Below are 12,470 nucleotides of genomic sequence, written 5' to 3'. Positions count from 1 at the left end.
CCCCACGGCCCGGCCGAAGCCCCCAGGGGCTGCACCACGGAACCGAGCCCCGCGGCCAGCGCACCCAGCTGGGCAACCGCCCACCGGCGGACACCGGCCGGAGCACCCACAGGCATGACCGGCCGGAGCACCCCGGGGCGGCTGCACGTCCCGCCACGCCCGCCCTCACGGTGTGACCGCACGCCCAGGGCGCGACCGTGCGCCCCTCACCGCGGAACCGAGGCCGATCGGCGAGCGCCCGCGGGCGCACCGCGAAGCGGCGCCCGGCGACACCCCGTGGGCGATGGCCCGCCGGGGGCACGCAGAGCCGCTGAAGACCCCGCTGCACCTGCCCCGCGGCGTGACACCGCGGGTGGCACCGCTGAGGGCGCGGAGGCCGTCGGCGCCCCCGGCCCGGAGGTCCTCCGCCGAACCCCCGGAGGGCTCAGCGGGCGTTGAAGTACTTGGCCTCCGGGTGGTGGATCACGATCGCGTCCGTGGACTGTTCCGGGTGCAGCTGGAACTCCTCCGACAGGTGGACGCCGATGCGCTCCGGCTGGAGCAGGTCGGCGATCTTGGCGCGGTCCTCCAGGTTGGGGCAGGCGCCGTAGCCGAGGGAGAAGCGGGCGCCCCGGTACTTGAGGGCGAACATGTCCTCGATGTCGCTCGGGTCCTCCCCGGCGAAGCCCAGTTCGGAGCGGACCCGGGCGTGCCAGTACTCGGCGAGCGCCTCGGCCAACTGCACCGACAGACCGTGCAGTTCGAGGTACTCGCGGTAGGAGTCCGACGCGAACAGCTTGGCGGTCTCCTCGCCGATCCTGGAGCCGACGGTGACGACCTGCAGCCCGACGACGTCCGTCTCCCCCGACTCCTCCGGGCGGAAGAAGTCGGCCAGGCACAGGCGGCGGCCACGGCGCTGGCGCGGGAACGTGAAGCGGGTGCGTTCGTTGCCTTGCTCGTCGAGGACGATGAGGTCGTCGTCCTTGGAGACGCAGGGGAAGTAGCCGTAGACCACGGCCGCCTCGAGCAGGTTCTCCGTCTGGAGCCGGTCCAGCAGGCCGCGCAGACGGGGGCGGCCCTCGGTCTCGACGAGTTCCTCGTAGCTCGGTCCCTCGCCGGTGCGGGCCTGCTTCAGACCCCACTGGCCCTTGAACAGGGCGCCCTCGTCCAGCCAGCTCGAGTACTCCTTGAGCTGGATGCCCTTGACGATCCGGGTGTCCCAGAAGGGCGGGGCCGGCACGGGGTTGTCGGTGGCGACGTCCGAGCGGACGTGCCCCTCCTCCGGCCGGTCCTCGATCTCGACCGCGGCCGCGGCCGCGGCCCGCACCCGGCGCTGCTTGAGCTCCGGCAGCTTCGCCCCGGGCACGCCGCGCTTGACGCCGATGAGGGCGTCCATCAGGCGCAGCCCCTCGAACGCGTCGCGGGCGTAGCGGACCTCGCCCTCGTACAGCTCGTACAGGTCCTGCTCCACGTAGGCGCGGGTCAGGGCCGCTCCGCCAAGGATGACGGGGTAGTCGGCGGCCAGGCCCCGCTGGTTGAGCTCCTGCAGGTTCTCCTTCATGATCACCGTGGACTTGACCAGGAGCCCCGACATGCCGATGACATCGGCCCGGTGCTCCTCGGCCGCCTCCAGGATCGCGGAGACCGGCTGCTTGATGCCGAGGTTGACGACGTTGTAGCCGTTGTTGGACAGGATGATGTCGACGAGGTTCTTGCCGATGTCGTGCACGTCGCCGCGCACGGTGGCGAGCACGATCGTGCCCTTGCCCTCGGCGTCCGACTTCTCCATGTGCGGCTCGAGATGGGCGACGGCGGCCTTCATCACCTCGGCGGACTGAAGCACGAACGGCAGCTGCATCTGGCCGGAGCCGAACAGCTCGCCGACGACCTTCATACCGTCCAGGAGGGTGTCGTTGACGATGTCCAGGGCCGGGCGGGTCTCCAGGGCCTGGTCCAGGTCGGGCTCCAGACCGTTGCGCTCGCCGTCGATGATGCGGCGCTTGAGGCGCTCCTCCAGCGGCAGGGCGGCCAGTTCCTCGGCCTTGCCCGCCTTCAGCGACTTCGCCGTGGCGCCCTCGAACAGGGCCATCAGCTTCTGGAGGGGGTCGTAGTCCTCGGTGCGGCGGTCGTGGATCAGGTCGAGGGCCGTCTGCACCTCCTCCTCGTCGAAGCGGGCGATGGGCAGGATCTTTGAGGCGTGCACGATCGCCGAGTCGAGGCCCGCCTTCACGCACTCGTCGAGGAAGACGGAGTTGAGCAGGATGCGCGCGGCCGGGTTGAGGCCGAAGGAGATGTTGGACAGGCCGAGGGTGGTCTGGACGTCCGGGTGGCGCCGCTTGAGCTCGCGGATCGCCTCGATGGTGGCGATGCCGTCCTTGCGGGACTCCTCCTGACCGGTGCAGATGGTGAAGGTCAGGGTGTCGATGAGGATGTCCTCCTCACGGATGCCCCAGTTCCCGGTCAGGTCATCGATCAGCCGTTCGGCGATCTCGACCTTCTTCTCGGGGGTGCGGGCCTGGCCCTCCTCGTCGATGGTGAGCGCGATCAGGGCCGCGCCGTGCTCCTGGGCGAGCCGGGTGACCTTGGCGAAGCGGGACTCGGGGCCGTCGCCGTCCTCGTAGTTGACGGAGTTGATGACCGCGCGTCCGCCGAGCTTCTCCAGACCGGCGCGGATGACCTCGACCTCGGTGGAGTCGAGCACGATCGGCAGGGTGGAGGCGGTGGCGAAGCGGCCGGCCAGTTCCTCCATGTCGGCGACGCCGTCGCGGCCGACGTAGTCCACGCACAGGTCGAGCATGTGCGCGCCCTCGCGGATCTGCTCGCGGGCGATCTCCACGCAGTCGTCCCAGCGGGCCTCGAGCATGGCCTCGCGGAACTTCTTGGAGCCGTTGGCGTTGGTCCGCTCGCCGATCGCCAGGTAGGAGGTGTCCTGGCGGAACGGGACGGTCTGGTAGAGGGAGGCGGCACCCGGCTCGGGCCGCGGGCTGCGCTCGGTCGGGGTGAGGTCGCGGACGCGCTCGACGACCTGGCGCAGATGCTCGGGGGTGGTGCCGCAGCAGCCGCCGATGAGGGAAAGGCCGTACTCGCGTACGAAGGTCTCCTGGGCGTCGGCGAGCTCCGGTGCGGTCAGCGGGTAGTGGGCGCCGTCCTTGCCGAGAACCGGCAGGCCCGCGTTGGGCATGCAGGCCAGCGGGATGCGGGCGGTGCGGGCGAGGTAGCGCAGGTGCTCGCTCATCTCGGCCGGGCCGGTGGCGCAGTTCAGGCCGATCATGTCGATGCCGAGCGGCTCCAGCGCGGTGAGGGCCGCGCCGATCTCCGAGCCGAGGAGCATGGTGCCGGTCGTCTCGACGGTCACCGACACGATCAGCGGCAGGTCCAGGCCGAGGGCCTCCAGCGCCCGGCGGGAGCCGAGGACGGCGGCCTTGGTCTGCAGCAGGTCCTGGGTGGTCTCGACGAGCAGCGCGTCCGCGCCGCCGGCGACCAGTCCCTCGGCGTTGCGCTGGTAGGCGTCGCGCAGGGTGGTGTACGGGGCGTGGCCCAGGGTGGGCAGTTTGGTGCCGGGGCCCATGGAGCCGAGGACCCAGCGCTGCCGGCCGTCCCGGGCGGTGAAGTCGTCCGCCACCTCTCGGGCGACGCGGGCGCCGGCCTCGGACAGCTCGTACACGCGGTCGGAGATGTCGTACTCGCCGAGCGCGGAGTGGTTGGCCCCGAAGGTGTTGGTCTCGACGCAGTCGACGCCCACGGAGAAGTACGCCTCGTGGACGGAGCGGACGATGTCGGGGCGGGTGAGGTTGAGAATCTCGTTGCAGCCCTCGAGATTCTCGAAGTCCTCGAGGGTGGGTTCCTGCGCCTGGAGCATGGTGCCCATGGCTCCGTCGGCGACCACCACACGGGTGGCGAGTGCTTCTCGGAGCGCGGACGCACGGGTCCGGCTGTCGGCGGAAGGGGACGGTGGCAACGAGGCCATGAAGGGCTCCCTGGGATGCGACGGCTGTCGGCTATGCGGCTTCCCGGGCGGACCGGGGAGGACGCACGGCGCCAGAGTAACCGCCTGTGGGCTTGGATGGGCAGGACGTCCACAAGGCGGACGGGTGTGGCGGCCGAGCCACACCCAGGCCACATGTGATGTAACAGGTGCCGACCGACCATTAGCGGGAGGTCGGCATGGACCGGTAGTGTTCGGCATTGCCGAACGACGGTAAAACGACACCGCGCGGCGGCGGTCGAAGGGGACGGAGGCAGTACGGCGATGGCACGGAACATCCAGTCGCTCGAGCGGGCGGCCGCGATGCTGCGGCTGCTCGGGGGCGGCGAGCGACGGCTCGGCCTGTCGGACATCGCCTCGTCCCTCGGCCTCGCCAAGGGCACCGCCCACGGCATCCTGCGCACCCTCCAACAGGAGGGTTTCGTCGAACAGGACGACGCCTCCGGGCGATATCAGCTGGGCGCCGAGCTGCTGCGGCTGGGCACGACCTATCTGGACATCCACGAGTTGCGGGCGCGCGCCCTGGTGTGGACGGACGACCTGGCCCGCTCCAGCGGGGAGAGCGTCTATCTGGGTGTGCTGCACCAGCAGGGCGTGCTGATCGTCCACCACGTCTTCCGGCCCGACGACAGCAGGCAGGTCCTGGAGATAGGGGCCATGCAGCCGCTGCACTCCACGGCCCTCGGCAAGGTGCTCTCGGCGTACGACCCGGTCGCGCACAGCGAGGCGCTGGAGGCCGACCGCAAACCCTTCACCGATCGCACGGTGTGCGAGCTGGAGGACTTCGAGCACATCCTGGACATCACACGCGCGCGCGGCTACGCCGCCGACGTGGAGGAGACCTGGGAGGGCGTGGCCTCGGTGGCCGCCCCCGTGCACGACCGCCGGCGCATGCCCGTGGGTGCGGTCGGCATCACCGGCGCCGTGGAACGGCTGTGCCGGGACGGGGAGCTGCGCCCCGAACTGATCGCGGCGGTACGGGACTGTGCCCGCGCGGTGTCGCGGGATCTGGGCGCCGGACGGTTCTGAGCGCCGCACAACGAAAGAGCCGGAAAAAAGGACGAGACCGGAACGCTGAGCGGCGTTCCGGCTGTCGCCATACCCTGAAATGGACATAACGGACGAATGCCATCGTTCGGTGCTCGAAGATCGATAACTCGCCGCGATCAGTAACGATCAGGTTTTCGATAACAGAACTCTTGACGCGCCTGTAACGCCGGAGCAAGACTCCCGTCCATCGGTCGGCATTGTCGAACACCTACCGGCAATACGCGCTAGAGTGTGACAACGCCAAGGACCGGTTTCGCTCTCACCCCCGAGGGCGCCAGAACCCCCGGAGGGACCCGGGGTTCGGCTTCCCTGGACGAAGGACAAAGGAGTCGCGGGTGTCCAGCTCCGACATCTTCATCGGCGAGACCATCGGTACCGCCATACTCATCCTGCTCGGCGGTGGCGTGTGCGCCGCCGTGACCCTGAAGGCCTCCAAGGCCCGTAACGCCGGTTGGCTCGCCATCACCTTCGGGTGGGGTTTCGCCGTCCTGACGGCGGTCTACACCTCGGCACCGCTCTCCGGTGCCCACCTCAACCCGGCCGTGACCCTCGCACTCGCGATCAAGGACCACGACTACAGCAACCTCCCCACCTACTGGGGCGGCCAGCTGCTCGGCGCCATGATCGGCGCGACCCTGGTCTGGGTCGCCTACTACGGTCAGTTCCGCGCACACCTCACCGACAAGGAGATCGTCGGCGGTCCGGGTGCGCAGGCCACGGCGGCCAAGGCCGTCGAGGCCCAGGAGAAGGGCGCCGGCCCGGTCCTGGGTGTCTTCTCCACCGGTCCCGAGATCCGGAACGCGGTGCAGAACCTCGCCACGGAGATCATCGGAACGATCGTCCTCGTCCTCGCGGTCCTCACGCAGGGCCTCAACGACAAGGGCAACGGCCTGGGCACCCTGGGCGCCCTGATCACCTCCTTCGTGGTCGTCGGCATCGGTCTGTCCCTCGGCGGCCCGACCGGCTACGCGATCAACCCGGCCCGTGACCTCGGTCCGCGTATCGTGCACGCCCTCCTGCCCCTGCCCAACAAGGGCGGCTCCGACTGGGGCTACGCCTGGGTCCCGGTGGTCGGTCCCCTGATCGGCGCCGCGATCGCTGCGGGCATCTACAACGTCGCATTTGCTTAAAGAGCACCGAGCTTCGTCTTCGAGCACCGAGCTTCACAGCACGCGTCGTACGTACAGCCCTCGTAACCACGGAACTCCCAGGAGCACACAGTGACCGACGCCCACACGGCCGGCCCCTTCATCGCGGCCATCGACCAGGGCACGACCTCCAGCCGCTGCATCGTCTTCGACCGGGACGGCCGCATCGTCTCCGTCGACCAGAAGGAGCACGAGCAGATCTTCCCGAAGCCGGGCTGGGTCGAGCACAACGCCAATGAAATCTGGACCAACGTCCAGGAAGTCGTCGCCGGAGCCATCCAGAAGGCCGGCATCACCCGTGACGACATCAAGGCCATCGGCATCACCAACCAGCGCGAGACCACCGTGCTGTGGGACAAGAACACCGGTGAGCCCGTCCACAACGCCCTCGTCTGGCAGGACACCCGCACCGACGCCCTGTGCCGGGAACTCGGTCGCAACGTCGGCCAGGACCGCTTCCGCCGCGAGACCGGCCTCCCGCTGGCCTCGTACTTCTCCGGGCCCAAGGCCCGCTGGCTGCTCGACAACGTCGAGGGCCTGCGGGAGCGCGCCGAGGCGGGCGACATCCTCTTCGGCACCATGGACACCTGGGTCATCTGGAACCTGACCGGCGGTGTCAACGGCGGCCACCACGTCACCGACGTCACCAACGCCTCGCGCACCCTTCTCATGAACCTGCACACCATGCAGTGGGACGAGAAGATCGCCGAGTCGATCGGCGTGCCGCTGCAGATCCTGCCCGAGATCCGCTCCTCCGCGGAGGTCTACGGCGAGGTCACCGGCGGCAAGCTCGGCGAGCTGCTCGGTGGCATCCCGGTCGCCTCCGCGCTCGGCGACCAGCAGGCGGCCCTGTTCGGCCAGACCTGCTTCTCCGAGGGCGAGACCAAGTCCACCTACGGCACCGGCACCTTCATGGTGATGAACACCGGTGACAAGATCATCAACTCCTACGCGGGCCTGCTGACCACGGTCGGCTACAAGATCGGTGAGCAGCCGACGGTCTACGCCCTGGAGGGCTCGATCGCCGTCACCGGCTCCCTGGTGCAGTGGATGCGCGACCAGATGGGCCTGATCTCCACCGCGGCCGAGATCGAGACGCTCGCGCTCTCGGTCGAGGACAACGGCGGTGCCTACTTCGTACCGGCCTTCTCCGGCCTGTTCGCCCCGCACTGGCGCTCCGACGCCCGCGGTGTGATCGCCGGCCTGACCCGGTACGTCACCAAGGCGCACCTCGCCCGTGCCGTCCTGGAGGCCACCGCCTGGCAGACCCGCGAGATCGCCGACGCGATGGTCAAGGACTCCGGCGACGAGCTGGTGGCCCTCAAGGTCGACGGCGGTATGACCTCCAACAATCTGCTGATGCAGACCCTCGCCGACGTCCTGGACGCACCCGTGGTGCGCCCGATGGTCGCCGAGACCACCTGCCTCGGCGCCGCCTACGCCGCCGGCCTCGCCGTCGGCTTCTGGTCCAGCACCGACGAACTGCGCGCCAACTGGCGCCGGGCCGCCGAATGGACCCCCAACATGGACGCGGAGACCCGCGACCGTGAGTACAAGAACTGGCTCAAGGCCGTCGAGCGGACCATGGGCTGGATCGAGGACGAGGACTGAGCGGCCCGGACCGCCCAGCCAACTCTGACTAGGAGTAAGAACCCGAAATGACCAGTCAGTCCACCCTGCAGTCCGTGCCTGCCCTCGGGACGCACCCGGCCTCCGGCTCCAACCCTAGCCGGGCCGAAACCAGGGAGCAGCTCTCCAAGGCGTCGTACGACCTTCTCGTGATCGGCGGCGGCATCCTGGGCATCTCCACCGCCTGGCACGCCGCGCAGTCCGGCCTCAGGGTGGCTCTGGTCGACGCCGGCGACTTCGCCGGCGCCACCTCCTCCGCCTCCTCCAAGCTCCTCCACGGCGGTCTGCGCTACCTGCAGACCGGCGCGGTGAAGCTGGTGGCGGAGAACCACTTCGAGCGCCGTGCGGTCTCCCGCCAGGTGGCCCCCCACCTGGCGAACCCGCTCACCTTCTACCTCCCCGTGTACAAGGGCGGGCCGCACGGCGCCGCGAAGCTCGGAGCGGGCGTCTTCGCCTACTCCGCGCTCTCCGCCTTCGGTGACGGTGTCGGTCACCTGCTCAGCCCCGCGAAGGCCGCGCAGGACGTGCCGGAGCTGCGCACCGAGAACCTCAAGGCCGTCGCCGTCTACGGCGACGACCAGATGAACGACTCGCGCATGGCGCTGATGACGGTCCGCGCGACCGTCGAGGCGGGCGGGGTCGTCCTGAACCACGCCGAGGTCACCGGCCTGCGCTTCACCCAGGGCCGGGTCACCGGCGCCGACCTCAGGGACCGGGTCTCCGGCGACGAGTTCGGCGTCAACGCCCGCCTGGTGCTGAACGCGACCGGCCCCTGGGTCGACCACCTGCGCCGTATGGAGGACCCGAATGCCGCGCCGTCCATCCGCCTCTCGAAGGGCGCGCATCTGGTCCTGAAGCGGACATCGCCGTGGAAGGCCGCGCTCGCGACCCCCATCGACAAGTACCGCATCACCTTCGCGCTCCCCTGGGAGGACATGCTCCTGCTGGGCACGACCGACGAGGAGTTCGAGGGCGACCCGGCCGATGTCGCGGTCAACGAGAAGGACATAGCCCAGATACTCGACGAGGCCGCCTTCTCCGTCCGCGACCAGCAGCTCGACCGGTCCCTCATCACCTACGCCTTCGCGGGTCTGCGCGTGCTGCCGGGCGGCCCCGGCGACACCGCCAAGGCCAAGCGCGAGACGGTGGTGACCGAGGGCAAGGGCGGCATGCTGTCCGTCGCGGGCGGCAAGTGGACCACCTTCCGGCACATCGGCCGCACGGTGATGCAGAAGCTGGAGGAGCTGCCGGGCCACCCGCTGGGCGAGGACTTCGAGCCGATCTCGTCGCTGCCGAAGAAGCTGCCGCTGCCCGGTGTCGCCAACCCGCGTGCCGTCGCCCACCGCCTCCTGGTGGACAACCCGGCGCCCGGCCCGCGCATGGCCGCCGACACCGCCAAGCACCTGGCCACGCACTACGGTTCGCTGGCCTTCGACATCGCCCGTCTCGCCAACGAGAACCCGGAGCTGGGCGAGCGCGTCCACCCGGACGCGCCGGAGATCTGGGCGCAGGTCGTCTACGCCCGTGACCACGAGTGGGCCGAGACGCCGGACGACGTGCTGCGCCGCCGTACGACGCTGACGATCCGCGGCCTGGCCACGGACGACGTCCGCGCCAAGGTCCAGGACCTGCTCGACAAGAAGTAGGCGTTCGGTGCCGGCCGACTCCCCTGACCGGGTCGGCACCGTCGGACCGGCCCCCTCCGCACCGGGGCCGGGACACTGAGGGGCGGCTCCACGCCGATGGAGCCGCCCCTCTTTCTTGTACGCGGACTGCTTCATGTGCCGACCGCTTCATGCCTCAGCAGCGGCGGACCGGTGCCGGTGATCTTTCCGCTGGCGGGCTGGGACCCCCGGCGGACCGGCCTGCGCGACTGGCTCGCGGACCGGCTCGCCACGGCATACGCGGCGAACCTGCGGTCCGTGCTGCCGGAGGCGGCCCGCGCCTGGCCGACCCGGGGCCCGGCCGAGGGCGTTCCGGCGCGCTGTCTGCCGCCGTTCACGGCCGGCGGGGTGCTGATCGGGGTGGTGGGCGGGTGTGTGTGCGGTGGCTACCGTGCCCTGAGCGTGCCGTCGGACATCATGCGCGCGTCGGGCCCGGGTTCCTCGCTGCGCACGGACCGGACCGCGTCCTTCACGCGGGGTGGTGTCGTCGCCCTGCTGGTCACCCTCGTCTGTGTGCTGGTGGTGGCGCTGCCCGACGACTGGGGCGGTCCGGTGCACATCGGCACGCAGCTGTGGCTGCCGGTGGGTGCGGCGGCACTTGCGATGAGCGCGTGGGGGCGCTTCACCGTCCCCCGTGTCTGGCTCGCGGTGACGGGCCGGCTGCCGTGGCGGCTGATGAGGTTCCTGGAGGACGCGTATCGGCGCGGGGTGCTGCGGCGGTCCGGGGCGTGCTTCGAGTTCCGTCATCTGCGGCTGCTTTCGCATCTGGCGGGCGCCGGAAGGGGCGAGGACAGGCCTCGTCCCGCCGTGGCCGAGGTGGCGAGACCACGTGAGGCGCGCGCTGGGCCGGGCAGGCCGACCGCTGTCCGAGGGGCCCTGTGCGGGTGCCCCATAATGTGCTGAGTCATCGGATGTCTGAGCGACAGGGAGGCCCGCCATGGCAGTCACCGATGAGGCGATCGAGAAGATCAAGGACATGATCGTCTCCGGTGCGCTGCGCCCCGGCGACCGGCTGCCCAAGGAGAGTGAACTCGCCGCCGAGCTCGGGCTGTCGCGCAACTCGCTGCGGGAGGCCGTGCGTGCCCTGTCGCTGATCCGGATCCTGGATGTGCGGCAGGGCGACGGCACGTACGTGACCAGTCTGGATCCGCAGTTGCTGCTGGAGGCGATGAGCTTCGTCGTCGACTTCCACCGCGACGACACGGTGCTGGAGTTCCTCGCCGTGCGCCGCATCCTGGAGCCGGCCGCGACCGCGATGGCGGCCTCCCGGATCAGCGAGCAGCAACTGGACGCGCTCGCCACCCAGTTGGACGCGCTCGGCGCCGCGCCCTCGGTGGAGGAGCTGGTCGCCTGCGACCTGGAGTTCCACCGGGGGATCGTGCAGAGCGCCGGGAACTCGGTGCTGTGCTCGCTGCTCGACGGTCTGTCCGGGCCCACCACCCGGGCCCGGATCTGGCGCGGGCTGACCCAGGAGGACGCGGTCGGGCGCACGCTGCGCGAGCACCGGGCGATCCTGGCCGCGCTGCGCGACCGGGACGCGGAGGCGGCGCGCTCATGGGCGACCGTGCACATCGCGAGCGTGGAGCAGTGGCTGCGCAGCTCTCTGTGAATCCCCGGCGGGAACTGGCCTGAACCCCCTGTGGAAAACCGGTGGGGCTGCCCTTCGCCCAGGGGTGTTCGAGGGTGGCGAACGGGGCAGTGATCCGTTCACTCCCCCGTGCAAGGGGGCTGCGGGCGCCCCCGCCGGACGCCGTAAGGTTGGGATGTACGCGAGGGCACGTCGGAAGGAGGCGCTGGGTGATCGAGCTGGAGGGAGTTCCCGAGCTGATCGACCCAGTCATGGTGGCCGCGTTCGAGGGCTGGAACGATGCCGGCGACGCCGCCTCCACCGCGGTCGCGCATCTGGAGCGCGAGTGGAAGGGCGAGGTGTTCGCGGCGCTGGACGCCGAGGACTACTACGACTTCCAGGTGAACCGCCCCACGGTGTGGATGGATGCGGGCGTCCGCAAGATCACATGGCCGACGACAAGGTTGTCGGTGGTCCGGGTCGGCGGCGAGAAGCCGCGCGACCTGGTGCTGGTCCGCGGCATCGAACCGTCCATGCGCTGGCGCTCGTTCTGCAACGAGCTGCTCGGCTTCGCGCACGAGCTGGGCGTGGAGCTGGTGGTCGTCCTGGGCGCCCTGCTCGGTGACACCCCGCACACTCGTCCGGTCCCGGTCAGCGGGGTCACGTCCGACTCGGATCTGGCCCAGCGCATGGACCTGGAGGAGACCAAGTACGAGGGCCCCACGGGCATCGTCGGTGTCCTCCAGGAGGCGTGCACGCACGCGGGCGTCCCGGCGGTGTCGCTGTGGGCGGCCGTCCCGCACTATGTGTCGCAGCCGCCCAACCCGAAGGCGACGATGGCCCTGCTCAACCGGCTGGAGGACCTGCTCGACCTGCGCATTCCGCTGGGCGAGCTGCCCGAGGACGCACGGGCCTGGCAGGTGGGCGTGGACCAGCTGGCCGCCGAGGACAGCGAGGTCGCCGAGTACGTCCAGACGCTGGAGGAGGCCCGGGACACCGCCGAGCTGCCGGAGGCGTCGGGCGAGGCGATCGCCCGCGAGTTCGAACGCTATCTGCGACGCAGGGACGTCAGCCCGCCGGGCGGGCACGCCACGGCGGACGGCAGCGACAGCACGTCGTATCTGCGGGACAACCCCAGTGGCCGCAGCCGTCCCCCGAAGCCGCCGAAGCCCGACACCTCCGGGACCGACGACGAGGACACCTCCGAGGACTGAGCAGGGGCGGTACGCGACGCGCGTACCGCCCCTTCGTCATGCGCCGACGGGCGGTCACGGTCGGGGTGCCGGGCGTCGCCGTTGACGAGCGACGCCGTACAGAGCCCTGCACCACACAGGTCCCGGGCGCCACGGGACACCACAGACGATCGACCACGCCTCGACAGCATCCGGTCGGATGAGGGCGTCAAATCTGTTTCAGGACGGATTGCACCCGTTACCCAATTCAACTTC

The 12,470-nt window shown here is 70.3% G+C and carries 8 protein-coding genes; 7 read left to right on the top strand and 1 reads right to left on the bottom strand.

The window, feature by feature from the left end:
* Positions 1 to 424: 424 nt before the first annotated feature.
* Positions 425 to 3,946, bottom strand: coding sequence for a methionine synthase (gene metH, locus Q8A52_RS23725; protein ID WP_316754922.1), 3,522 nt, complete (start codon positions 3,944 to 3,946; stop codon positions 425 to 427).
* A 282-nt stretch (positions 3,947 to 4,228) separates the two neighbouring features.
* Between metH and Q8A52_RS23720 the strand changes: the two genes are divergently transcribed.
* From Q8A52_RS23720 to Q8A52_RS23690, 7 genes are all read left to right on the top strand, one after another.
* Complete coding sequence (locus tag Q8A52_RS23720) at positions 4,229 to 4,993, top strand: IclR family transcriptional regulator (RefSeq protein WP_316754920.1); 765 nt, start codon at positions 4,229 to 4,231, stop codon at positions 4,991 to 4,993.
* A gap of 356 nt (positions 4,994 to 5,349) precedes the next feature.
* Positions 5,350 to 6,144 (top strand): MIP/aquaporin family protein, encoded by a 795-nt coding sequence (locus Q8A52_RS23715; protein WP_316754918.1) that lies wholly within the window; start codon positions 5,350 to 5,352, stop codon positions 6,142 to 6,144.
* A 90-nt stretch (positions 6,145 to 6,234) separates the two neighbouring features.
* The gene (gene glpK, locus Q8A52_RS23710) at positions 6,235 to 7,773 is read left to right on the top strand and encodes a glycerol kinase GlpK (protein WP_316754916.1); all 1,539 of its coding nucleotides are present in this window, start codon (positions 6,235 to 6,237) and stop codon (positions 7,771 to 7,773) included.
* Between the two features lie 47 nt (positions 7,774 to 7,820).
* On the top strand, positions 7,821 to 9,437 hold the full coding sequence (locus Q8A52_RS23705) for a glycerol-3-phosphate dehydrogenase/oxidase (RefSeq protein WP_316754914.1): 1,617 nt from the start codon (positions 7,821 to 7,823) through the stop codon (positions 9,435 to 9,437).
* 177 nt (positions 9,438 to 9,614) lie between these two features.
* Entirely contained in the window at positions 9,615 to 10,358 is a 744-nt protein-coding gene (locus tag Q8A52_RS23700) for a hypothetical protein (RefSeq protein ID WP_316754912.1), read from the top strand.
* 34 nt (positions 10,359 to 10,392) lie between these two features.
* Positions 10,393 to 11,064: a FadR/GntR family transcriptional regulator gene (locus Q8A52_RS23695; RefSeq protein ID WP_316754911.1), complete on the top strand. Its 672-nt coding sequence runs from the start codon at positions 10,393 to 10,395 to the stop codon at positions 11,062 to 11,064.
* 188 nt (positions 11,065 to 11,252) lie between these two features.
* Entirely contained in the window at positions 11,253 to 12,236 is a 984-nt protein-coding gene (locus tag Q8A52_RS23690) for a PAC2 family protein (RefSeq protein WP_316754909.1), read from the top strand.
* The last annotated feature ends 234 nt before the right edge of the window (positions 12,237 to 12,470 follow it).

It is taken from the genome of Streptomyces herbicida, assembly GCF_032656585.1.
Taxonomy (GTDB): Bacteria; Actinomycetota; Actinomycetes; order Streptomycetales; family Streptomycetaceae; genus Streptomyces; species Streptomyces herbicida.
This window is presented reverse-complemented; position numbering and strand designations above follow the sequence as displayed.

Coding starts and splice junctions, on each gene's coding strand:
- metH (WP_316754922.1), bottom strand. CDS start 3,946: ATGGCCTCGTTGCCACCGTCCCCTTCCGCCGACAGCCGGACCCGTGCG.
- Q8A52_RS23720 (WP_316754920.1), top strand. CDS start 4,229: ATGGCACGGAACATCCAGTCGCTCGAGCGGGCGGCCGCGATGCTGCGG.
- Q8A52_RS23705 (WP_316754914.1), top strand. CDS start 7,821: ATGACCAGTCAGTCCACCCTGCAGTCCGTGCCTGCCCTCGGGACGCAC.
- Q8A52_RS23695 (WP_316754911.1), top strand. CDS start 10,393: ATGGCAGTCACCGATGAGGCGATCGAGAAGATCAAGGACATGATCGTC.